General features: G+C 61.5%; 20 protein-coding genes and 1 riboswitch. Of the genes, 18 read left to right on the forward strand and 2 right to left on the reverse strand.

Annotated elements, in window-relative coordinates:
* The first annotated feature begins 101 nt into the window (after window positions 1-101).
* Genes GVK95_RS11645 through GVK95_RS11660 form a run of 4 tightly spaced genes read left to right on the forward strand, consistent with a single transcriptional unit; the run spans window position 102 to window position 4,334 of the window.
* Window positions 102-1,622 carry a sugar ABC transporter ATP-binding protein gene (locus GVK95_RS11645; RefSeq protein WP_159949724.1) on the forward strand — a complete coding sequence of 507 codons (1,521 nt, stop codon included), beginning with the start codon at window positions 102-104 and terminating at the stop codon, window positions 1,620-1,622.
* Window positions 1,619-2,626: an ABC transporter permease gene (locus GVK95_RS11650; RefSeq protein WP_159949726.1), complete on the forward strand. Its 1,008-nt coding sequence runs from the start codon at window positions 1,619-1,621 to the stop codon at window positions 2,624-2,626. Before GVK95_RS11645 ends, GVK95_RS11650 begins: the two co-directional genes overlap by 4 nt.
* Window positions 2,623-3,603 carry a galactofuranose ABC transporter, permease protein YjfF gene (gene yjfF, locus GVK95_RS11655; RefSeq protein WP_159949728.1) on the forward strand — a complete coding sequence of 327 codons (981 nt, stop codon included), beginning with the start codon at window positions 2,623-2,625 and terminating at the stop codon, window positions 3,601-3,603. Before GVK95_RS11650 ends, yjfF begins: the two co-directional genes overlap by 4 nt.
* Window positions 3,600-4,334, forward strand: a complete 735-nt coding sequence (locus GVK95_RS11660) for a FadR/GntR family transcriptional regulator (protein WP_159949730.1) — start codon at window positions 3,600-3,602, stop codon at window positions 4,332-4,334. Before yjfF ends, GVK95_RS11660 begins: the two co-directional genes overlap by 4 nt.
* A 24-nt stretch (window positions 4,335-4,358) precedes the next feature.
* Here GVK95_RS11660 and GVK95_RS11665 read toward each other — a convergent pair whose 3' ends face one another.
* Entirely contained in the window at window positions 4,359-5,507 is a 1,149-nt protein-coding gene (locus GVK95_RS11665; protein ID WP_159949732.1) for a PatB family C-S lyase, read from the reverse strand.
* A 282-nt stretch (window positions 5,508-5,789) separates the two neighbouring features.
* A riboswitch (guanidine-I (ykkC/yxkD leader) is annotated at window positions 5,790-5,898 on the forward strand.
* Window positions 5,899-5,971: 73 nt separating this feature from the next.
* Here GVK95_RS11665 and GVK95_RS11670 point away from each other — a divergent pair.
* The 8 genes from GVK95_RS11670 to GVK95_RS11705 all read left to right on the forward strand — a co-directional run bounded on the left by GVK95_RS11670 (window position 5,972) and on the right by GVK95_RS11705 (window position 16,795).
* On the forward strand, window positions 5,972-7,045 hold the full coding sequence (locus GVK95_RS11670; RefSeq protein ID WP_159949734.1) for a putative urea ABC transporter substrate-binding protein: 1,074 nt from the start codon (window positions 5,972-5,974) through the stop codon (window positions 7,043-7,045).
* Window positions 7,046-7,105: 60 nt separating this feature from the next.
* On the forward strand, window positions 7,106-7,924 hold the full coding sequence (locus tag GVK95_RS11675; RefSeq protein ID WP_159949736.1) for an ABC transporter permease: 819 nt from the start codon (window positions 7,106-7,108) through the stop codon (window positions 7,922-7,924).
* Window positions 7,921-8,709, forward strand: a complete 789-nt coding sequence (locus tag GVK95_RS11680; protein ID WP_159949738.1) for an ABC transporter ATP-binding protein — start codon at window positions 7,921-7,923, stop codon at window positions 8,707-8,709. The genes GVK95_RS11675 and GVK95_RS11680 overlap by 4 nt, the downstream gene beginning before the upstream one ends.
* 38 nt (window positions 8,710-8,747) lie before the next feature.
* On the forward strand, window positions 8,748-9,575 hold the full coding sequence (locus tag GVK95_RS11685) for an urea amidolyase associated protein UAAP1 (protein ID WP_159949740.1): 828 nt from the start codon (window positions 8,748-8,750) through the stop codon (window positions 9,573-9,575).
* 13 nt (window positions 9,576-9,588) lie between these two features.
* Window positions 9,589-10,242, forward strand: a complete 654-nt coding sequence (locus tag GVK95_RS11690; protein ID WP_159949742.1) for an urea amidolyase associated protein UAAP2 — start codon at window positions 9,589-9,591, stop codon at window positions 10,240-10,242.
* Window positions 10,242-13,991, forward strand: a complete 3,750-nt coding sequence (locus GVK95_RS11695) for a 5-oxoprolinase/urea amidolyase family protein (protein ID WP_159949744.1) — start codon at window positions 10,242-10,244, stop codon at window positions 13,989-13,991. The genes GVK95_RS11690 and GVK95_RS11695 overlap by 1 nt, the downstream gene beginning before the upstream one ends.
* Entirely contained in the window at window positions 13,991-15,799 is a 1,809-nt protein-coding gene (gene atzF, locus GVK95_RS11700) for an allophanate hydrolase (RefSeq protein WP_159949746.1), read from the forward strand. The genes GVK95_RS11695 and atzF overlap by 1 nt, the downstream gene beginning before the upstream one ends.
* A gap of 150 nt (window positions 15,800-15,949) precedes the next feature.
* Window positions 15,950-16,795 carry an asparaginase domain-containing protein gene (locus GVK95_RS11705; protein ID WP_159949748.1) on the forward strand — a complete coding sequence of 282 codons (846 nt, stop codon included), beginning with the start codon at window positions 15,950-15,952 and terminating at the stop codon, window positions 16,793-16,795.
* A gap of 18 nt (window positions 16,796-16,813) precedes the next feature.
* Here GVK95_RS11705 and GVK95_RS11710 read toward each other — a convergent pair whose 3' ends face one another.
* Window positions 16,814-17,527: a GntR family transcriptional regulator gene (locus GVK95_RS11710; protein ID WP_159949750.1), complete on the reverse strand. Its 714-nt coding sequence runs from the start codon at window positions 17,525-17,527 to the stop codon at window positions 16,814-16,816.
* A 259-nt stretch (window positions 17,528-17,786) separates the two neighbouring features.
* Between GVK95_RS11710 and GVK95_RS11715 the strand changes: the two genes are divergently transcribed.
* From GVK95_RS11715 to GVK95_RS11740, 6 genes are all read left to right on the forward strand, one after another.
* A complete protein-coding gene (locus GVK95_RS11715; RefSeq protein ID WP_159949752.1) occupies window positions 17,787-18,875 on the forward strand; it encodes an ABC transporter ATP-binding protein in 1,089 nt (362 codons plus the stop codon).
* 31 nt (window positions 18,876-18,906) lie between these two features.
* A complete protein-coding gene (locus GVK95_RS11720) occupies window positions 18,907-20,196 on the forward strand; it encodes a PotD/PotF family extracellular solute-binding protein (protein WP_159949754.1) in 1,290 nt (429 codons plus the stop codon).
* Between the two features lie 197 nt (window positions 20,197-20,393).
* A complete protein-coding gene (locus GVK95_RS11725; RefSeq protein WP_159949756.1) occupies window positions 20,394-21,299 on the forward strand; it encodes an ABC transporter permease in 906 nt (301 codons plus the stop codon).
* Window positions 21,300-21,301: 2 nt separating this feature from the next.
* On the forward strand, window positions 21,302-22,120 hold the full coding sequence (locus GVK95_RS11730; protein ID WP_159949758.1) for an ABC transporter permease: 819 nt from the start codon (window positions 21,302-21,304) through the stop codon (window positions 22,118-22,120).
* A gap of 4 nt (window positions 22,121-22,124) precedes the next feature.
* A complete protein-coding gene (locus GVK95_RS11735) occupies window positions 22,125-22,868 on the forward strand; it encodes an aspartate/glutamate racemase family protein (protein ID WP_159949760.1) in 744 nt (247 codons plus the stop codon).
* A gap of 8 nt (window positions 22,869-22,876) precedes the next feature.
* Complete coding sequence (locus tag GVK95_RS11740) at window positions 22,877-23,719, forward strand: GNAT family N-acetyltransferase (protein ID WP_159949762.1); 843 nt, start codon at window positions 22,877-22,879, stop codon at window positions 23,717-23,719.
* Window positions 23,720-23,722: the final 3 nt, after the last annotated feature.

The following is a 23,722-nucleotide window of genomic DNA, read 5'->3' on the forward strand; positions in this document are numbered from 1 at the left end:
TGGAACGGCCCTGTCTGCCCAAAAGGCAGCGGGGCCGTCTCCGCTTTCACCCGAGTGCAATCGGGGTTAGCCTGCATGCATTCGAGGGGTGACGGAATCACATGACAGCAGTATCGGGGGTCGTGCTCGAAGCCCAGGGCATCACCAAGACATTCGGCAATCACACAGCCTTGAGCGGCGTGGATATCGCATTCCACAAGGGCGAAGTTCATGCACTGCTCGGCGAAAACGGCGCTGGCAAGTCCACACTGATCAAGATTTTGACCGGGGCCTATATCGCGGATTCCGGGGTCATTACCGTTGATGGCGAAACCGTCAGCTTCTCGACCCCGCAACAGGCCCAGGTACTGGGCATCGGCACGGTTTACCAGGAGGTGAACCTGCTGCCGAACATGACAGTCGTCGACAATCTCTTCATCGGCCGCCAACCGCGGCGGTTCGGTATCGTGGACCGACGCCGGATGGAGCGCGACGCGCGCCAGATCCTGGCGACCTATGGCCTTGATATCGACGTCAGGGCAGAACTTTCGACCTTTTCGGTCGCCATACAGCAGATCATCGCGATTGCCCGTGCCGTCGAGCTCTCCGGCAAGGTGTTGATCCTCGATGAGCCAACGGCGAGCCTCGACCGATCCGAGGTGGAAAAGCTTTTCAGCATCATCCGGCAATTGCGCGACCGCGGCCTCGCCATCGTTTTCATCACCCACTTTCTCGATCAGGTCTTCGAGCTTTCCGACCGCGTCACGGTCTTGCGCAACGGTCGCCTGATCGGCACGGAATCGATCAAGTCGCTCGACCGCGCCAGCCTTGTGCGGATGATGCTGGGCAAGGACCTTGCCTTCCACCATGCCGAACTTCTCGGTGAAGAGGCGGCTGCCGGCGAAACGCTGATGACCTTCGAAAGCTTCGGTCTTGCCGGCAAGGTGCAGCCGTTCGATCTGAAGATCCACCGGGGCGAAGTCGTCGGCGTTGCAGGACTTCTCGGTTCCGGTCGAACCGAAATGGCGCGGCTTATGTTCGGTATCGACCATGCCGATAGCGGTACGCTGCATATCGACGGCAAGTCCCGGCAGGTGAAAAATCCGCGTGAGGCCGTCGAACTCGGCTTCGGCTTCTGCCCGGAGGATCGCAAGATCGACGGCATCTTCGGTGAACTTTCGGTGCGCGAAAACATCGTCATCGCCATGCAGGCGCGTCTCGGCTGGTTCCGGGCGCTGAACCATGACGAGCAGATCGAGATCGCCGGAAACTTCATCGAGGCGCTCGACATCCGAACAGCCTCTGCCGAACTGCCGGTCAAGCTGCTGTCGGGCGGCAACCAGCAGAAGGTCATCCTTGCCCGCTGGCTGGCGACCGATCCGCGCTTCCTGATCCTCGACGAGCCGACGCGTGGCATCGATGTCGGCGCCCACGCCGAAATCGTCCGCATGATCACCCGACTGCGCGAAGACGGCCTGGCGCTTGTCGTCATCTCGTCCGAACTCGACGAAATCGTCAGCTATTCCTCGCGCGTGGTGGTGATGCGCGACCGCAAGATGGTCGCCGAACTGCATGGCGCCGACATCACTCCGGGCGTGATCGTCCAGACAATTGCCGCCCAGCCGGCGGAGGCCGAGGCATGAAAAGACTGCAATTTTCCCGTATCATTTCGCCGCAACTGCTGGCGCTTGCCGGTGTGCTGCTGTTCAACTGGATCGTCTTTCCGGGCTTCTTCGACGTCACCTGGAAAGATGGCCGCCTGTTTGGCAGCATGATCGACGTGATCAATCGCGGTGCACCGGTGGCCATCCTTGCCATCGGTATGACGGCGATCATCGCGACGAAGGGGGTCGACCTCTCCGTCGGCGCGGTAATGGCAGTGGCCGGCGCCGTGGCCGCGACCTTTGCTGTCGCCGGGCAACCACTCATCGTCATCCTTGCCGCCGCACTTGCCTGCGGTATCGTCTGCGGTCTGTGGAATGGTGCGCTCGTCGCCTATCTCGGCATTCAGCCCTTTGTCGCGACGCTGGTGCTGATGGTCGCCGGACGCGGTGTGGCGCAGCTGATCACCGAGGGGTCGATCGTTACTTTCTCCGATCCCGCTCTGATCTTTGTCGGCACGGGATCGGTGCTCGGGCTTCCCATGCCGGCAGTGATCGCGATCGTTCTGATGATCATCGCGCATATCGTCATGCGCCGCACTGCGATCGGGCTTTTTATCGAGGCGATCGGCACCAATCTTTCGGCGGCCAATTATACCGGCCTTCGCAGTCGGGCGTTGATGATGTGCATCTATGCGTTTGGCGGCTTCTGCGCGGCGATCGCCGGGATCATCGCAGCCGCCGACATTCGGGGCGCTGATGCCAACAATGCCGGTCTCTGGCTTGAACTCGACGCGATCCTCGCCGTGGTCATCGGTGGTACGTCGCTGCTCGGCGGGCGTTTCTCGATCCCGATGTCGGTGCTCGGGGCTGTGATCATCCAGGCAATGAACACCGGTGTTCTCGTTTCCGGTTTCCCGCCCGAGTTCAACCTCATCGTCAAGGCCGGCATGATCATCATCATCCTCGTCCTGCAGTCGGCGCGCATCGCCCAAGCCCTCGGTCGCAAGTTCGGCCCCAGACAGACTTCGGAACAGACACGATGAACCCGCGCTATCGCCCGCTCGCTGCCACCACGCTTATCTTCATCATCGCTTACGCGCTGTGCATCTTCCAATATCCGGGCATGTGGTCGACCCGGGTGTTCGGCAACTTTCTGACGGACAATGCCTTTCTCGGCATTGCCGCCGTCGGTGCCACTTTTGTCATCCTGTCCGGTGGCATCGACCTCTCCGTCGGTGCGATCATTGGCCTGACCGGCGTGGTGACGGCCATCCTGATTTCCTGGCTCGGCCTGCATCCGCTTCTGGTCTTCGCCATCGTTCTGGTCTTGGCGGCATCGTTCGGCGCCGGCATGGGAGCGGTCATTCATTTCCTGCAGGTGCCGCCGTTCATCGTCACGCTGGCCGGCATGTTTCTCGCCCGTGGTCTCGCTTCGGTGCTGACCCAGGATTCGATCCCGATCGACCACGAGTTCTACCGGACAATCTCGACGCTCTATTTCAAGCTTCCAGGCGGCGGGCGGTTGAGCTTCATCGGCATGCTGATGCTGGCGACGTTCGTGATCTGTGGCCTGATCGCGCACAAGACCCGCTTCGGTTCCTATGTCTACGCGATCGGTGGCAATGCGACCTCAGCCTCGCTGATGGGCGTTCCAACCGGGCATGTGACGATTGGCATCTATGCGCTGTCATCGTTCCTCGGCGGTCTGGCGGGCATCGTCTACTCGCTCTATACATCGGCCGGGTATCCCCTGGCAGCCGTCGGCATCGAACTTGACTCGATTGCAGCCGTGGTGATAGGCGGGACCCTGTTGACGGGCGGTTACGGGTTTATTTTTGGAACCCTGATCGGGGTCATGCTGCAGGGCCTCGTCCAGACCTATATCGTCTTTGACGGCACGCTCTCCAGTTGGTGGACCAAAATTGCCATCGGGTTCCTGCTGTTTATGTTCATCCTGCTTCAGAAGCTTGTCTTCAGCGCGCAATCCGGACGTTCGCGATTGAAGAAAGGCCCCGCATGAGTGAGCCGGGGAGCCTTCTTCGCTCCCTGTCCGGGCGGTCGACGGCACGAAACTTCCATTCGCATGTGATCAATGAAATCGGCGCCGGCGTTATCTCCGGTCGCTATGCGATAGGCTCCGTGCTGCCGAATGATGCCGAGCTGATGGCCGATTTCGAGGTCTCCCGCACAGTCCTGCGCGAGGCCTTGAAAACGCTCGAGGCCAAGGGTCTGCTGGAGGCGCGCCCCAAGGTCGGGACCAAGGTTTCGCAGAGGAACCGGTGGAACCTGTACGACCCCCAGGTGCTGGCCTGGCATCTCGAGGCGCCGGCCGACGAGGAGTTCCTCATCGGCATGCAGGAGGTCCGCCGGGCGCTGGAGCCGCTGGCAGCAGGCCAGGCCGCCAAGCGTCGTTCTGCCGACCAGATCCGCCTGATGCTCTACTGGATCCGGCAGATGGAGACGTCGCTTTCCTCGGCGCAGAATTTTGTCCTGGCCGATTTCGAACTGCACCGGATCATCGCGGACGCCGCACATAATCCGTTTTTGCGGGCGCTCTACGGCGTGATCGAACTGTCGCATGCCTTCGCCTATCAGCGGTTGGTGCAGCAACCGGACGAAGAAGCGCTTCTGCCGTTTCTCGACAAGCACCGCGCCCTGGTCATGCGCATCGAATACGGCGACGAGGCGGGCGCCCGCAATGCCATGCTCGACACGATCGCGCATGATTGCGCCATGGCATTGCTCCGGTAGTGTTACGGCAGAGAGGGCTGCAATTCAGCTCTTCAGCGCCGCTTCCATTCGCTCGAGACCTTCGGTGATCAGCGAACGCGGGCACCCGAAATTGATGCGCAGATACTGGCCGTAATCCGCCCCGAAATCCGAGCCGGCACTGAATGCCACCTTGCCCTTGTCGAGGAAGAAGCGCTGTGGTGCATCCGCGAGATCGAGTGCCGAGCAATCCAGCCAGGCGAGATAGGTGCTTTCGGCGGCAATCATCCGGATCTTGGGGAAGCGGCGGGCGATCTCGGCCTGCAGGTAGTCGCGGTTACCTTCGAGATAGGCGATCAACTGTCTCCGCCATTCATCTGCGCTTTCGTAAGCGGCCAATGTCGCTTGCAAGCCGAAAACATTGACGCTGTCGACCAGGCCGCTTCGGGCGGCGTTGACCCGCTGGCGAAGCGCAGGGTCCTGGATGACGGCGAAGGAAGTCTTAAGACCGGCGATATTGTAGGTCTTGCTGGCCGACATCAGGGTCACGGTCCGCCTGGCAATCTCCGGAGACAGGGAGGCGATCGGAATGTGCTTACGGCCGTCAAAGACAAGCTCGCAATGGATCTCATCGGAAATCAGCAGCAGGTCGTGGCGAATGCAGGCATCGGCAATCAGGGCCAGTTCCGTGGCCGTGAAGACTTTGCCGGTCGGATTATGCGGATTGCAGAAGAGGAAGGCTTTCGAACGGGCGAAGCCTGATTCCAGGGCTTGTTCATCGATGACATAGCCGGCCTGACTCGGCATCAGCGGCGCCTCGACAGATGTCAGGCCCCAGTGCTTGTGGGCGGTCAGGATCGGATTGTAGATCGGCGTCTGGATCAGCAGTCCTTCGCCTGCTTCAAGTTCCGAATTCAGAGCCATGTTGAAGCCCGCTTCGACGCCGGGCAGGAAGATGATATCGTCGGCCGCAATCTGCCAGCCGTATTTTTCGTCCATATCGGCGACGATCCGCGACCGAACCTCGTCCTGCGGCAGGCAATAGCCGAAGAACGGATGGTCCATCCGCTTTTTCATCGCATCGATCACCGGGGGCGGTGCGGCGAAATCCATGTCCGCAATCCACATCGGCAGAATGTCGTCGCCGTAGAGCGCCCACTTCTTGCTGCCGGTGTGTTTGCGGTCGTGGACGGTGTCGAAGTCGAAGCTGGTCATGGTGCGCGGGGATCCCGGGTGTCGGTGGTAAAAGAGCGACGAAATCGCTAGCACAAGTCTTTTTCGCGCGGGCAGGAAAATTGTCCCCATGACAGGCGATGACAGTTCGGGAAAGGCTGTTGGATCGATGCAGGGCATCGAACGCGTGCTCAAAAACTGGGCTTGATATGCCGAATTTATCCAAAATGTATGCACATTGAAATCGGTGGGAAGTTAGCGGCGTGTCATTTCGTTGATTTCATATGGTTTTTCCGTATGGCACGCGGATTGCTTGTTTTTGCTTGAGTTGGTGGCTAGGGTTCCGGTGCATTCACGCATGCTGGTCCGAGAGCTGCCACCGGCAGGGGAGACATCCTTGTCGGATGCACGGCGGGATAAAAGCCCGGGAGACCTCGTTAGCCAAGGGATTGGCGGCGCTGGTCTATGCCGATCCCTTTTTGGACAAAACAAAAAGGGGAATTTCAATGCAGACTTTTTCGAAGCTTCTTTCCATCGCCGCGTTGACATCAGCGATCGCGCTGTCCGGTCTTGGTCCGGCGCAGGCCGAAGCGAAGAAGGATTTCAAGGTTGCCTGGTCGATCTATGTCGGCTGGATGCCATGGGGCTATGCCAACGACAAGGGCATCGTGAAGAAGTGGGCCGACAAATACGGCATCAATATCGAGGTGACACAGTTCAACGACTATGTTGAGTCGATGAACCAATACACTGCCGGCGCCTTCGATGCGGTCACGCTGACCAATATGGACGGCCTGTCGATCCCGGCTGCCGGTGGCGTGGATACGACTGCCGTCATCGTCGGTGATTTTTCCAGCGGCAATGACGCGGTCATCCTGAAGGGCAAAGACAAGCTCGAGGATATCAAGGGTTCGAACGTCAATCTGGTCGAGTTTTCCGTGTCGCACTACCTGCTGGCGCGCGCGCTCGAGACCATTGGTTCCTCGGAGCGTGACGTGAAGGTGGTCAATACTTCGGATGCCGACATGGTCGGCGCCTACAAGGCCGACGACGTCAACGCTGTCGTGACCTGGAACCCGCTGGTCGCCAGCATCATGGAGGATCCGTCGGCCAAGAAGGTGTTCGACAGTTCGCAGATCCCCGGCGAGATCATCGACCTGATGGTCGCCAATTCCGATGTGCTCAAGGATAATCCCGATTTCGGCAAGGCGCTTGCCGGCATCTGGTACGACACCATGGCCGTGATGACCGCCGACACGGATGAAGGCAAGGCGGCGCGGACCGCAATGGGTGCTGCCTCCGGGACTGATCTTGCCGGCTTCGAAAGCCAGATGGCGGCAACCAAGCTGTTCGACAAGGCAGCCGATGCGGTGGCCTTCACCACATCGCCGGATCTGTCGAAGACCATGGACCTTGTGCGGGCCTTCCTGTTCGAAAAGGGTCTGCTCGGCAGCGGTGCTGCTTCGGCCGACGTGATCGGCATCGAAATGCCGGACGGCTCGGTGCTTGGCGACAAGGAGAACGTCAAGTTCCGCTTCACCGCCACCTACATGGATGCAGCCGCCAAGGGCGCGCTCTGATTTCAGCGAGGCCGGGCAATTATCGCCCGGCCCCTGGCTGTCTTCGATGGAGGTTTCCCGATGCGCTGGATCAATGCACGGCCGAGCAATGGCGCCCGTCTGGCGCTGACGCTTGCGCCTTTCGCCCTTGTGCTGATCGCCTATGCCATGGGTTCGGCGGCGCGGCTGGCGGACAATGCCAATGACAAGCTTCTGCCTGGCTTTGCCGGATTTGCCGAGGCGATCAATCGGCTGGCCTTTGTCGCCGATCCGCGCACGGGCGACTACATTCTCTGGGCCGATACTGTGGCGAGCCTGCTGCGCCTGTCTGCCGGGCTCGGCATCTCGACGCTGATTGCGCTGATCATCGGCATGCTGATCGGCATGCTGCCATATCTGCGTGCGCTGCTGGCGCCATTTGTCGCGGCGGTCTCGATGGTGCCGCCTTTGGCTCTGCTGCCGATCCTGTTCATCGTGATGGGACTTGGCGAAGCCTCCAAGGTGACGTTGATCGTCATCGGGGTCGCGCCGATCATGATCCGCGATCTGGCGCTGAAAGCGCTGGAGTTGCCGCGCGAACAGATCATCAAGGCCGAAACGCTGGGCGGCAATTCCTGGCAGATCGCCTTGCGTGTCGTGCTGCCGCAGATCCTGCCACGGCTTTTGACCTGCCTGCGCCTGCAGCTTGGGCCCGCATGGCTGTTCCTGATCGCAGCAGAGGCGATTTCGTCCGATAGTGGTCTCGGTTACCGCATCTTCCTGGTTCGCCGCTATCTGGCGATGGATGTGATCTTTCCCTACGTGCTGTGGATCACGCTGCTTGCCGTGTTGACCGACTACCTGCTCGACCGCCTGCGCGTCGCTGTCTTCCCCTGGTCGGAGCTGGAGAAGCAGGCATGAGCGCGATCAGCATCAAGGACGTCTGGAAGGAATATGGCGACCAGATCGTGCTGGAGAACGTGTCGATCGACATTGCTTCTCGCGCCTTCGTGGCACTGGTCGGTCCATCCGGCTGCGGCAAGACCACGTTCCTGCGCATGCTGCTTGGCCAGGAGCGTCCGACCCGTGGCAGGATCCTTCTCGACGGCGAGCCTTTGCCGGCGGAGCCGGGGCCGGATCGCGGCGTCGTCTTCCAGCGCTATTCGGTGTTTCCGCACCTGACCGTGCTTGGCAATGTGCTGCTCGGCAAGGAGCTCAGGGCGGCGCGCCTGAGTGCGAGGCTATTCGGCGCGGTACGGCGACAGGCGGTCGATGAGGCCCTTGCGATGATTGCAGCCGTCGGCCTTTCGGGTTCCGAAGACAAATATCCGGCCCAGCTTTCCGGGGGCATGCAGCAGCGGCTTGCGCTTGCCCAGGCGCTGGTCATGCGACCCAAGGTCCTGCTGCTCGACGAACCCTTCGGTGCGCTCGATCCGGGCATCCGGGCCGAGATCCATGTGTTGATGAAGCGCCTCTGGCACGGCGCGCCGATGACCGTGGTCATGGTCACGCATGACATGCGCGAGGCTTTCACGCTGGCGACGCGGGTCGTTGCCTTCGAGCGACCGCGCGACCGGCCGGAGGAAAAGTTGCGCTACGGCGCCAGTATCACCAAGGACATAACCATCTGGCCCCCCCGCAAGGCGGGCGAGGCTTCTCTCATTCGACCCGACCGGGACGGCCCGGTTCCTAGCCAAGGTCACTAGCCGGGACGACCCGGCCACCCGATGATAGGAGATGAACCGTGCATTTCAGACGTTCCCCCGAAGAAATTGCCGAAAACCGTGCGCGCTACGAAGAGCATCAGAAGAAGGGGCTTGAATTTGCCCCGAAGGCCTTGCCGGCCAAGAGCGAGAAACCGGCGCCTGCGATCGCGGACAGCGCTATCCTGCACCGCGAGGTCATTCCGGGTGCCTGGTACTGGTCAACCCGTGTCAGGACCAACGAGGTCTTGCGCATCACGCTCGATCAGGGTCACTCGACTGTCTCCGTCGTCGCCTGGAACGCTGTCGATACTACCGAGCGCATGAACCTGCCGGATACGGTCAAGGTGCAGTGGACGACCGGGCTCGGCAAGGGCCGGGTGATCTTTTCCGACATGGGCAAGGTGATGTTCTCGATCGTCGAGGATTCGTCGGGCGCGCATGACTGCCTGATGGGCGGTTCGACGACTGCGTCGAATGCGAAGAAATATGCCGGCGCCAATGGTCCTGCCCTGCGCAATACCCGGGACAATCTCGTGCTGCTCGCCACCAAGGCAGGCCTCGACAAGCGCGACATCCCGGCGGCGCTCGCCTTGTTCGCGCCGGTTCGTGTCGACGCCGAAGGCGTGTTTCACTGGAGGCCCGATCTGGTGGCGGAAGGTGACTACGTCGAGCTACGCGCCGAGATGGACATGATCGTCGGTTTTTCCAATTGCCCGCATCCGCTCGATCCCAACCCGGTCTATGCGCCCAATCCGGTGACGGTCACCCGCATCGCGGCCGTCGAGCCGGCGGCAGACGATCTTTGCCGGACCGCCACCGCCGAGGCCGTTCGCGGGTTTGAAAACAATGCGTTTGCAGCGATCTGAGAGGAGCGGAGCCATGAACAATTTTATCCAGACGTCCGCCGCCCGCACGCTCTCCAACGCAGTGCAGGACCACTACATTCCGGCGGAGGCGCCGTTCTCTACCGTCGTCAGGGCGGGGCAGACCGTGCGCATCGAAGACAGCTACGGCCAGCAGGCGATCGACACGCTGTTCTACAATGCCGCCGATTTCTCCGAGCGCTATTCCAGCCAGGACACGTTGCGGGAGCATGGGGCGGCCTACATCTCCACCGGCACGAGGGTCATCTCCAACGAAGGCCGGGTGATGCTGACCATGACCGCCGATACCTGCGGTCGTCATGACACATCCGCCGGTGCCTGCTCCTGCGAGAGCAATACGGTGCGCTTTGGCCACAGCGTCAAATATCTGCACGCGTGCCGGGACAACTTTGTCATCGAAGTCTCCAAGCATGGCATGAGCAAGCGCGATGTCGTGCCCAACATCAATCTCTTCATGAATGTGCCCATCGAGCCGAGCGGGGAGATGACCATCGTCGACGGTATTTCGGCGCCGGGCGACTATGTCGAGCTGAAGGCCGAGATGGACGTGCTGCTGGTGATTTCCAATTGCCCGCAGATCAACAATCCCTGCAACGGCTTCGATCCGACGCCGGTGCGCGTGCTCGTCTGGGATGGTGAGGACGCCTGATGTTCAACAAGGTACTCATTGCCAATCGCGGCGAGATCGCGGTGCGTGTCATTCGCACGCTGCAGAAAATGGGGATCGCCTCGGTGGCGGTCTATTCCGATGCCGACCGGTTTTCCAAGGCCGTGTTGATGGCCGACGAGGCAGTGCGACTCGGGCCGGCACCGGCTTCGGAGAGCTATCTGAATGTCGACGCGGTGATTGCCGCCTGCAGGCAGACGGGCGCGCAAGCCGTCCACCCCGGCTATGGTTTCCTCTCGGAAAACATCGGCTTTGCCGAGCGGCTGAAGGCAGAGGGCATCGTTTTCATCGGCCCGAGCCCGGCCAATATCGCCGATTTCGGCCTGAAACATACGGCGCGTGAACTGGCGCGCGACAGTGGCGTGCCGCTGCTTCCGGGCTCCGGCCTGCTCGACAACCGTGAGGCAGCCCTGATGGCGGCCGAGGAGATCGGCTATCCCGTGATGCTGAAGTCGACTGCCGGCGGCGGCGGCATCGGTATGTCGCTGTGTCACGATGCGGAGAGCCTGAAGGCATCGTTCGACAGCGTGCAGCGCACGGCGAAATCGAGTTTTGGCGATGCCCGCGTTTATCTCGAACGTTTCGTGGCCAAGGCCCGCCATGTCGAGGTGCAGATCTTCGGCGACGGCCAGGGCCGTGTGATCGCGCTCGGCGAACGCGACTGCTCTTTGCAGCGGCGAAACCAGAAGGTGATCGAGGAAACACCGGCGCCCGGACTGTCCGACGTCGTGCGATCCAGCCTGCATGCTGCGGCCGTGGCGCTTGGCCGGAAGGTCAAATACGCGTCCGCCGGCACGGTGGAATTCATCTACGACCCGGCCCGCGAGGAGTTCTACTTCCTTGAGGTCAATACGCGTTTGCAGGTCGAGCATCCGGTGACGGAGGCGGTGTTCGGCATCGACCTGGTCGAGTGGATGATCCGCCAGGCGGCCGGCGAAGATGTGCTGACCGGTAAGGAAACACTTACGCCGAAAGGTGCGGCGATCGAGGCGCGGATTTATGCCGAGATGCCGCATGCGGATTTCCGGCCGAGTGCCGGCCTGCTGACCGAAGTGGTGTTTCCGGCCGGCGTGCGCGTCGACGGATGGATCGAGACCGGCACGGATGTGACGCCATATTACGATCCTATGCTAGCCAAGGTCATCGTCTCTGCCGATGATCGTGCGTCGGCGATTGCAGCCCTTTCAACGGCACTCGAGGGCACGGCACTTTCGGGCATCGAGACCAATCTGGAATATCTGAAAGCCATTGCGGCGTCGGAGCTTTTCAACAGTGGTGATGTTGCGACCACGGCATTGAAGGATTTCGATTTTGTGCCCGATGTGATCGAGGTGATCGCGCCTGGTGCACAATCAAGCCTGCAGGAATTGCCGGGGCGGATCGGCCTCTGGCATGTCGGCGTGCCGCCAAGTGGTCCGATGGACGAGCGATCCTTCCGCCATGCCAATCGGCTTGTCGGCAATGGTGACGAGACGACAGCGCTGGAGCTGACGGTTTCCGGCCCGATGCTGAAATTCGTCTCCGATGTGGTCGTGGCGCTTGCCGGTGCGGTGATGCCGATGATGCTGGACGGCAATCCGGTGCCGCATGGTACGGCGGTGATGGTGAGGGCCGGGCAGACGCTGGCTATCGGCAGCATCCAAGGGGCGGGGCAGCGTGCCTATCTGGCGGTGGCAGGCGGCTTTGCGGCACCCGTCGTGCTTGGATCGCGCGCCACGTTCGGGCTTGGCCAGTTCGGCGGCAATGCCACCGGCACCTTGCGCGCCGGCCATGTTCTGCGGCTGGCAAGGGCGGCTCAGGAACCGAGCAAGCCTGCGGATGAACCAGCGATCCTGTCGCGCGAATGGTCCGTCGGTGTGGTCTATGGCCCGCATGGCGCTCCCGATTTCTTCCTTGAGGAGGATATCGAGACCCTGTTTTCGACCGAATACGAGGTGCATTTCAACTCCGCCCGCACCGGTGTCCGGCTGATCGGGCCTGCGCCGAAATGGGCGCGCACCGATGGCGGCGAGGCGGGACTGCATCCGTCCAACCTGCATGACAACGCCTATGCGATCGGTTCGATCGATTTTACCGGCGACATGCCGATCATTCTCGGGCCGGATGGTCCCAGTCTCGGCGGTTTCGTTTGCCCGGCGGTCATAGCCGCTGACGAGCAATGGAAAATGGGCCAGTTCAAGCCGGGCGACAGGATTAGGTTTCACCCGGTGGCGCGGGATGGCGATGTGGGCATTGATGGTTCGAGTGTCATGGTGGCTGCACCCCCCTCTGTCCTGTCGGACATCTCCCCCACACGGGGGGAGATCAGGGATGCCGCAGTTTCGCCTGCCGCTTCGGCTGAAATCGGGGCGAGGTTGCTTTCTGAAAGTGAAGAGGCCGGCGTGGCGCAGATCTCCCCCCGTGTGGGGGAGATGCCCGGCAGGGCAGAGGGGGGTGTTCACGAAGCCATAGCGTTAACCTCTCGTCTGGCATTCGCCACCGGTTCCCCAATCCTCGCCACCAGCATGAGCGGTCCGGTGCCGGTCGTCTACCGCCGGCAGGGCGACGACAATCTGTTGGTGGAATATGGCGAGATGCAGCTCGACATCGCGCTGCGCCTGCGCGTTCATCTGCTGATGCAGGCGGTGAAGGCGGCAAAGCTGCCGGGGCTGATCGATCTGACGCCCGGCATCCGCTCGCTGCAGATCCATTATGACGGAACGACGCTCACCCGCAGCCGCCTGCTCGGTCTGCTGCAGGAGATCGAGGCGGGCCTGCCGCCGGCGCAGGCGGTGACGGTGCCGAGCCGCACGGTCTATCTGCCGCTGTCGTGGAATGATCCGCAGGCGGAACTGGCGATGCGGAAATATCAGGAACTCGTGCGTCCGAATGCGCCCTGGTGCCCGTCGAATATCGAGTTCATCCGCCGGATCAACGGCCTTGCCGACGAGCAGGCGGTGAAGGACACGATCTTCGACGCCTCCTATCTGGTCATGGGGCTCGGCGATGTCTATCTCGGTGCGCCGGTGGCTACCCCGCTTGACCCGCGTCATCGGCTGGTCACCACCAAGTACAATCCGGCGCGCACCTGGACGCCGGAAAACGCGGTCGGGATCGGCGGCGCTTATATGTGCATCTACGGCATGGAGGGGCCCGGAGGCTATCAGTTGTTCGGCCGCACCATCCAGGTGTGGAACACCTGGCACCAAACACCGGTCTTCCACAAGGACAAGCCCTGGCTGCTCGACTTCTTCGACCAGATCCGCTTCTTTCCTGTCAGCCATGAGGAGTTGACGGAAGCGCGCGCAGCGTTTCCGCATGGTGGCTATCCGATCAGGATCGAGGAGGGCGAGTTTTCCTATGCGGCCTATGAGGCCGAACTTGCCGCCAATGCCGCGAGCATCGGCGCGTTCAAGCAGAAGCAGCAGGCGGCGTTCGAAGCCGAACGCCTGCGCTGGAAGGAGCAGGGGCTCGACAGTTTCATCGTCGATGAGGGTGCCGGGCCCGGCCTTTGCGGAGATATTCCCGAGGGCTGCTTCGGGGTCGAAAGCGCCGTGCCCGGCAATATCTGGAAAGTGCTGGTCGAACAGGGACAGACGGTCGCCCCCGGCGATACGCTTGCCATCATCGAATCCATGAAAATGGAAATCAACGTCACCGCTCACGCCGCAGGCACTGTTCGCGATCTTCGCGCCGGTCCGGGGCGCAACGTCAAGGCCGGCGATGTGCTGGTCGTGCTGGAGGAAATCTGATGCTCCCCACCATACTCGATCTTTCGTCGCTCAAGGCCGCCTATGCTGCGGGTCTTTCACCGCTTGACCTTGTCGAAGAGGTGATCGCCCGTCGCAGGGCATCCGACGATCCGGCAATTTTCATCACCGAGACGCCGGATGATGTTCTGCGAACGGCTGCCAAAGACCTTATGGCGCGGGCGCCGGAGCCGAACAGCCTGCCGCTTTGGGGCGTGCCGTTTGCGGTGAAAGACAATATTGACGTTGCCGGCCTGCCGACGACTGCGGCTTGCCCGGCCTTTGCCTATGATCCGACAATCGATTCCACCGTCGTTGCCCGGCTGAAAGCGGCCGGTGCATTTGTGATCGGCAAGACCAATCTCGACCAGTTTGCCACTGGCCTCAATGGTACGCGTTCGCCTTATGGCGCGCCACGCTCGGTCTTCGACAAGGCCTATGTCTCGGGTGGTTCGTCTTCCGGTTCCGCCGTGACCGTCGCTTCGGGCCTCGCAAGTTTTGCGCTGGGTACGGATACCGCCGGTTCCGGTCGTGTGCCTGCTGCGTTCAACAACCTCGTCGGCATCAAGCCGACGCCCGGACTGGTGCCGAATGTCGGTGTCGTGCCGGCCTGCCGCAGCGTCGATGTGGTGACGGTCTTCGCCGCGACTGTCGGTGACGGGGTGGCGATCCGCAGGGTGATGGACGGTTATGAGGCTGGCGATCCCTATTCCCGCAAGGCGGTTCCGGCCAGCCTGCCGGCCGCTGGCCTCAGGATTGGCGTACTTGATGGCGCAGAGCGCGAGTTTTTCGGAAACAAGCGGGTCGAAGCGCTTTACGATGCGGCGATCGAACGCGCGAAATCGCTGGGTGCTATCATCGTGCCCTTCGACTATGCGCCGTTTCGTCAGGCGGCCGAACTGCTCTACAATGGGCCCTGGGTTGCCGAGCGGCTGGCTGCCGTGAAGGACTTCATCGGCAGCAATGCCGATGATTTCGACCCGACGGTGCGCACGATCATCGAAGGTGCCAAGGCCTATGATGCCGTTGCCGCTTTCGAGGGGCAGTACAAGCTTGGCGCACTCAGGCAAAAGACGCTGGTCGAATGGGAAAAGCTCGACATCCTGATGCTGCCGACATCGCCGACGACCTACACGGTCGACGAGATGCTGGCCGATCCGATCGTGCGCAATGGTCATTTCGGTCGTTACACCAATTTCGCAAACCTGTTCGGCTATGCGGCGATTGCCATTCCAGCCGGCTTCGATTCCGACGATCACCTGCCCGCCGGCGTGACGCTGTTTGGCCCGTGCTTTTCCGACGATGCACTGGCTACGTTTGCCGATGCCATGCACCGGGCACTGGCCCCAGGCATGGGCAAGGACAAGTCTGCCGTCATTCCCGAAGCCAGCCGGGTTGCGGAACCGGACGATGGTCTTGTCCCGATCATGGTGGTCGGTGCGCATCTGACCGGCATGCCGCTCAACCACGAACTGACCGGCCCCGGTGGTCGGCTGGTGAAAACCTGCCGCACGGCGGGCGACTATCGTCTCTTCGTCCTGCCGAATACCGTGCCGCCGAAGCCCGGTCTGATCCGGGAGCCGGGGTTCGTGGGCAAAGGGCTGGAGGTCGAGGTTTGGAAGGTGACGCCGGCTGTCTTCGGACGTTTCGTGCAGAATATTCCGGCACCGCTCGGGATCGGCAAGGTGACGCTGGACGATGGCAGCCAGGTCTCCGGCTTCCTGTGCGAACCCTACGCCATCCAGAATGCGCAGGACGTGACCGAACTTGGTGGCTGGCGGGCCTATATCGCCTCGCGCAACAAGGCATAACTCTACTGCCCGCCATGACCCGGCTGTTTCATATCATCGGGTCATGGCGACATTCCTCGCTTCCCCCTCTGCATTGATCTTGGCCATATGCTCGCCTAAGACGGCGCCTCACGCATAGGCAAGGGCGCCGACAAAGGCAGGGAGACGCGAATGAAGCTGTTGCTTATCCATACGGGAGGAACGATCGGCATGGTGCCGACACCGGACGGCCTTGCTCCGCAGGCCGGCATGGTGGAGGCCGCGCTGGAGGCGATGCTGCCGACGGGGATCACCCTCGTTCGCCATATCTTCGACCCGCTGCTCGACAGTGCCGATGTCGGCCCCAGCCACTGGAACGTCATATTGAACGTGATCCGGTCGCATCCCGACATGCCGGTGATCGTCACGCATGGCTCCGACACCATGTCCTTCACCGGTGCCGCCCTGTCACAGGCTCTGGCAGGCGAAGAGCGGCGCGTGGTGCTTTGCGGCTCGATGAAGCCGCTTGGCCAAAATGCCGACGCCGAGGGCAATCTCGCTCTCGCAATCGGCACTGCCCTTGCCCCGGGCGCCGGCGTGTTCCTGGCTTTTGCCGGCAAACTGCTGCCTGCGGCCGGTCTGGTCAAACATGACAGCCAGGCCGAGGATGCGTTCTGTTCCCAGCCTCAAGCACCGCTGGAGCCGGCGCAATCGCGCCTGTTTTCCGACAAGCGCCTGGCCATTCTGTCCCTGTCTCCCGGCGTGGAAGGGGCATTCCTTGCTGCGGCGCTCGATGCGCTCGATGGTGCGGTGTTGCGGGTCTTCGGGTCAGGGACTGCTATGTCGGATCAGGCGGTGCTTGCTGCGCTTGCGACGGCGGTGTCCGGCGGCAAGCGCGTGCGTGCGGTCAGCCAATGCGAGGCTGGCGGCTTGCAGCCCGGCGCTTATGCGGCCGGTGCCGGGTTATGGGCCGCGGGCGTAGAAAACGGCGGGGCTGAAACGCCGGAGGCGGCACTGATCCATCTGTGGCTGAACTGAACCGTCCAACTCACACCTTCAGAGCGCCAGGGCATCCTTCAGCGTTCGGGTCTCGCTGAGCGCAAGGTCGAGGTCGGCCTCGATGTGGTCGATATGATGCATCATCAGATGCGTGGCGCGGGCAATGTCGCCTTTTTCCAGAGCATCGAGAATGTCGCCATGTTCGTCATGGCCGCAACTCGAGACGCCGGTGCGGCCATAAAGCGCGATCACCAGCGAGGAGCGGGCCACGAGCTCGTCCATGAACTTTTCCAGCACGGCATTGCCGGCGACCTTGGCAAGCAGCAGATGGAAATCGCCGGATGCCTTAATCTCGGCGCGGCGGGCGCTGGCGCCGCGCTCGGTCCGGTGTCTTTCCTCTTCGCGCAGCTGTTCTCGAAACTGGGCGATGTCCGCAGGCGTCAGCCGTTCGGCGGCAACTGCAATGATACCGGCTTCGATCAGGCGTCGTGACGCAAAGACCTGGCGAGCCTCCTCGGTGCTCGGATTGGAGACGAAAGCGCCGCGGTTGCGCTCCGTGCGCACCAGGCCCTCGAAGGCGAGCATCTGCAAGGCGTCGCGCACGACCGTGCGGCTGACATCGAACAGGGTTCCCACTTCCGCCTCGGAGAGTTTCGTGCCCGGCGCGAGGCGTCTGTCGACAATCGCGTCACGCAGCGCGTCGCGGATGGCGCGGGCGCGATCTTCCTGGTTCTGGTCGAGTTGGCGGTGAGACGTGGCTTTGAGAGACATTGTTCAATCCGGTGTTGCCTCTATTTAGCGGCAGCTACGGAAAATTGAAACCCGCATTGTCTGTGATCGCTTTTTCATATTGCATACAATCTGCTGTACCGATTGGTCGCAATCGATTATTTTTTGTGCATACATGTTCTCTGTCTGCTCATGTCTTTTGCGCAGTGCACAATGGCTATTGCGAATCCAAGCACTTAGCGCCGCAGACTGAAACTGGCACAGCTTATGCATCCCTTATCGGGCAGATCAGGGAGCTATCATGAGCAAAGCAGCAGAGATCGATATCGCCGCCGTCTCCAAGGTTTACGGCAACACCACAGCGGTGCATGCCATCAGCCTGAAAATACCGGCCGGCACCTATTGCTGCCTGCTCGGCCCGTCAGGTTGCGGCAAGACATCGACGCTCCGTATGATTGCAGGCCACGAAAGCATCTCCTCCGGCGATGTGCGTCTCGGCAATGCGGTTGTGACCGACCTGCCTCCCGCCAAGCGCGGCACGGCGATGATGTTCCAGTCCTACGCGCTGTTTCCACATCTCGATCTTGTCGACAATGTCGCCTTCAGTTTGAAGATGAAGGGCGTCGACAAGGAAGAGCGCCGCCGCAAGGCAATGGACATGCTGAAGCTGATGCAGCTCGAGCCCTATGCCACGCGCCGTCCCGCCCAGCTTTCCGGTGGCCAGCAGCAGCGTGTCGCTCTGGCGCGCGCGCTGATCACCAATCCCGAGGCGTTGCTGCTCGACGAGCCGCTGTCGGCGCTCGATCCGTTCCTGAAGATCCGCATGCGGGCAGAACTGAAGAAGCTGCAGACCTCGCTCGGCATCACCTTCGTGCATGTGACCCATAGCCAGGAGGAGGCCATGGCGCTGGCTGACCTGATCGTGGTGATGAACGAAGGGCGCATCGAGCAGGCGGCGCATCCGCGTGTGGTGTTCGAGGCGCCTGCGACCGCTTTCGTCGCGCGTTTCATGGGTGATCACAATGTGCTGTCTGGGCGGATCGTTGAGCGCACCGAAACAGGTCTTTTCATCGAGGTCAGCGGCGGTGGTCGCTTCTTCGCCAAGGGGACGGCGCCGGTCGAAGACGAAACCGCCGATATCGCTATCCGCACGGATCATGTCCGTCTGGGCGCTGCACCAGCTCCCGGGCTTGGTTTCGACGGGATCATTTCCAATCTCGAATATCTCGGTGCCAAGGTGAAGCTGACGATCACCACCGCCTTCACCGACGAGTTTACCGCGGTCCTCACCGACGCGGCCTTCTTCGCGACCCCCGTCAAGGTTGGCGAGGTCGTCACCCTGTCATGGGATGACACGGATTCGATCGTCCTCGGACGCATCGGCAACTGAATCAACAATAGCAAAACCAGGAGAACAGCGCATGTCAGAGACAACCAAGCCAACAAAGGGAATTAGCCGCCGCTCGCTTCTGAAGACGGCATCTGCTGCTGCCGGCCTTGCTGCCGGCTCCGGCGTCATCACCGGTTTCCCGACCATCTGGGCGCAGAACCCGATCACCCTGCGCCAGTTCGGTACCGGCGTGTCGAACCTCAATGCGATCGCCGAAAAGTGCAAGGCCGACCTCGGCATCACGCTAGAAATGACGGCGACGGACTCGGACGCCGCCGCCCAGCGCGCCGTGACCCAGCCGAATTCCTACGATATCGCCGACATCGAATACTGGATCCTGAAGAAGGTGTTTCCGGCCGGCGTCATTCAGCCGATGGATGTCAAGAAGCTGAAATATTACGACAAGATCGTTCCACTGTTCAAGAACGGCAAGCTTACGGCAGACAGCGTCATCGCCCAGGGCACCGCGCCGCACACCGTCGGTTATGTCGAAAAGGCCGGTGACAAGACCTTTGCCAAGAGCGAGACCGAACTGTTCACGATGGTTCCGACCATCTACAACGCCGATACGCTCGGCATCCGTCCCGACCTCGTCGGTCGTGAAATCACCACCTGGGCCGACATCATGGATCCGGCCTTCAAGGGCAAGACCTCGATCCTGAACATCCCGTCGATCGGCATCATGGATGCCGCGATGATCATGGAAGCCATGGGCAACATCAAGTATGCCGACAAGGGCAACATGACCAAGGCGGAAATCGATGCGACCATCGAATTCCTGATCAAGGCCAAGCAGGACGGCCAGTTCCGCGCCTTCTGGAAGAGCTTCGACGAGTCGGTCAACCTGATGGCATCGGGCGAAGTCGTCATCCAGTCGATGTGGTCGCCAGCCGTTGCCGCCGTCCGCGGCAAGGGCATCGCCTGCAAGTACCAGCCTCTCAAGGAAGGCTATCGTTCGTGGGGCGGTGGTCTGGGTCTCGCCTCGCACCTGCAGGGCGCCCAGCTCGACGCTGCCTATGAATACATCAACTGGTACACGTCCGGCTGGGTCGGCGCTTATCTCAACCGTCAGGGTTACTACTCCGCTGCCATGGAAACCGCCAAGGAACACATGTCGGCTGACGAATGGGGCTACTGGATCGAGGGCAAGGCCGCCCAGGGCGATATCGTCGCACCGGACGGCAAGGTCATGGAAAAGGCCGGTGCTGTGCGCGATGGCGGCTCTTTCGAAGAGCGCATGGGCAAGGTCGCGTGCTGGAACTCCGTGATGGACGAAGACCGCTACATGGTTCGCCGCTGGAACGAATTCATCGCGGCCTGAGGCGTCAAACCCCTCCCGGCCTGCCGGCCACCCTCCCCACAAGGGGGAGGGATACTCGTAGCCACCGCTCATCTCGAGACGTGTGACAGGGTACCAACGGCGAGAAGGCAGGGTGCCATCGAGATCCTGTCTCCCCCCTTGTGGGGGAGATGGCGGCAGCCAGAGGGGGTTTTCCCCATAAACAGGAGACGGAAACCATGGCGACAGTGCGGTTCATAGGCGTCGGCGAGCCGAAGCCGAGGCGCGTCATCAAGCTGCCGTCGTGGCTGCCCGCCTATCTGCAGGCACTACCTCTGACCCTCATTCTCGGCGGGTTCCTGCTACTGCCGATCCTGATGATAAGTGTCGTCAGCTTCTGGGACTACGACTTTGCCCAGATGTATCCTGATTTCGTCACCTTCAATTATACCGAGACACTGGGCTCCTGGGTCACCTGGAAGACCTATCTCAACACGCTGAAATTCGCCTTCATCGTCTGGGCAATCACCTTGTTCATCGGTTTCTGGGTCGCCTATTTCCTGGCTTTCCACATACGCACCTCGTCTATGAAGATGGTGCTGTTTCTCGTCTGCACGGTACCGTTCCTGACGTCGAACATCATCCGGATGATCTCCTGGATCCCAGTGCTGGGGCGCAACGGGCTGATCAACAATACTCTCGTCGGCGCCGGCATCATTCCGCAGCCGATCGAGTGGCTGCTCTATTCCGATTTCGCCGTGGTGCTTGCCATGGTGCATCTCTACACACTGTTCATGGTCACCCCGATCTTCAACACGATGATGCGCATCGACCGGTCGCTGATGGAGGCCGCGCGTGATGCTGGCGCCTCCGGCTGGCAGACGCTGACCAATGTCATCATCCCGCTGGCCAAGCCCGGCATGGCGATCGGCACGATCTTTGTCGTGACGCTGGTCATGGCCGATTTCTCCACCGTGCAGGTGATGTCCGGCGGCCAGAGCGCTTCTGTTGCGCTGATGATGAAGAACCAGATGTCGTTGCTGCAATATCCGGCGGCGGCGGCCAATGCCGTGGTTCTTCTGATCATCGTGCTGATGATGGTTGCCGCCATCCTGCGCGTCGTCGATATCCGCAAGGAACTCTGAGCATGAACAGCGAAACCCGCTCCCGCGAATTCTACGTCCTGGCGATCTTCTTCGCCCTGTTTGTCCTCTTCCTCTATGGACCACTATCGGCGATCCTGATCCTGTCCTTCCAGGGTCCAAATGGTGGCCTGACCTTCCCGCTGAACGGTGTCTCCGTCCACTGGTTCATCAACCTGTTCCAGACCCAGGCGGTCGGCGATTTCGGCGGTTCGTTCCGGCGTTCGCTGATGCTCGGGCTGATGGTCATGGTGGTGACGGTGGTTGTGTCGCTGCTGGCCGGCCTTGCGTTCCGGCGCAAATTTGTTGGCGGGACGGCTTTGTTCTATCTTTCGGTTGCCAGCCTTGTTGTGCCGTCCATCGTGATTTCGCTCGGCATCGGCGTGCTGTTCCAGCAGATCGGGCTGCAGCCGGCGTGGTATTCGTCAGGCTTCGGCGCGCATCTGACCTGGACGCTGCCGTTCGGCGTCTTGATCATGTTTGCCATCTTCAATCGCTTCTCTCCCGCCTATGAAGAAGCGGCGCGCGATCTCGGCGCCACGCCGTGGCAGACCTTTGCCCATGTCGTGCTGCCAATCATCGCGCCCAGCCTGATCGGGGTCGGCCTGTTCGGCTTCACGCTCTCCTATGACGAATTCGCCCGCACCCTGATGACGGCCGGGACCTACAACACGCTGCCGCTGGAGATCTACGGCATGACGACCAATGTAACGACGCCGGTGCTGTATGCGCTCGGCACCGTGACGACGGTTTTTTCCTTCCTCGTGATTGCGGGAACACTTGGCCTGATCGTCGGCATGAGCCGGCGCAGGAACCAGGGCTGAACGCATGAAAATCGCAGTGATCAACCCAAATACGACCGCCAGTATGACGGCGACGATCGCAGACGCAGCAAGGCGCGTAGCGAATGCCGGGACCGAGATCGAGGCGATCACCTCGTCGATGGGCCCTGTGTCGATCGAAGGCTATTACGACGAGGTCTTTGCCATTCCGGGGTTATTGGTCGAAATCGCCAAGGCGGAACGGCGAGGGGCGCAGGCAATTGTCATCGCCTGCTTCGACGACACGGGGCTTGATGCGGCGCGCGCTCTGGCCTCGATACCGGTCATCGGCATCTGCGAGGCGGCGGTGGCCGCGACATCCTTCATAGCGCAGCGTTTTTCCATCGTCACCACGATGGAGCGTTCGCGGCTGCCGGTCGAGCATCTGGTGCATCGCTATGGCATGAGCGGACGCTGCAAGGTGCGGGCCGCCGACGTGCCGGTGCTGTCGCTCGAAGATCCGAATTCCAATGCGCGTGACCGGCTGCGTAGCGAGATCATCGCGGCCCTTCGCGACGACCGAGCCGAGGCCATCGTTCTTGGTTGTGCGGGCATGGCAGACCTGACGCTCGAACTGCGGCGCGAATTCGGCGTGCCGGTGGTCGATGGCGTGGCGGCGGCCGTCAAACAGGCCGAAGCGCTCGTCGCGCTCGGGCTTTCGACCGCCAAACGCGGCGCTTACGCGACGCCGATCGACAAACCCTATCTGGGCGTGCTTGAGCGTTTTTCGCCGGCTGCCATGGCGGTGTGACGGTGGATATGGCTTCTGCCGAAATCCGCGTATTGAAATTGGGCGAAGTCGAGCAACTGGTCGGCTGGGCGGCAGACGAGGGCTGGAACCCGGGGTCGGAAGATGCTGCCGCTTTTCGGGCTGTAGATCCGCAAGGTTTTATCGGATGCCTGGTCGACGGCCGATTGGCCGCCGGCATTGCGACGGTCTCCTACGGCGGCTTCGGCTTCATCGGGCTCTATATCTGCCATCCGGAGTTTCGCGGACGGGGCCTCGGCCGCCAGGTCTGGGATGCCGGCATGGCGCATCTCGGCGATGTGGTGATCGGGCTCGACGGGGTGGTCGAGCAACAGGAGAATTACCGCCGGATGGGTTTCGTTCCCCACTACCGGACCTTCCGTTGGTCTGTGGCCAGTGCCGGCGACAACGGAGTCGTCGCTGAGCGGTCTGTCAGCCTTGCGGCGCCGGACGATGTGGCCGAGATCGTCGCTTTTGATCGCCGGTTTTTTCCGGCCGAACGCGGCAATTTCCTGCAGGCGTGGCTTGGTGTGCCTCGTGAGGTGATGGTCAGCCGTAACGGCAAGTATGTTGATGGCTATGCGGTCATGAGGCCTTGTGTCGATGGCTACAAGATCGGACCACTGTTTGCCACCAGCGAGGCCGATGCCATAGCGCTGCTCAATGCCTGCCTTGACCGCCTTGCCGGCACTGCGGTGCATGTCGATGTGCCGGAATACCAGCAGGCGTTCAGTGCGCATCTGGCGGCGTGTGGTTTCAATCGCGGCTTCATGACGGCGCGCATGTATCGCGGAACGCCGCCGGCCATTGAAGCGGATGGCGTGTTTGCGATCACGACACTTGAGCTTGGCTGAGGT

The sequence above is a fragment of the Rhizobium sp. 18065 genome (assembly GCF_902706095.1).
In the GTDB taxonomy this organism is placed as follows: Bacteria; Pseudomonadota; Alphaproteobacteria; order Rhizobiales; family Rhizobiaceae; genus Allorhizobium.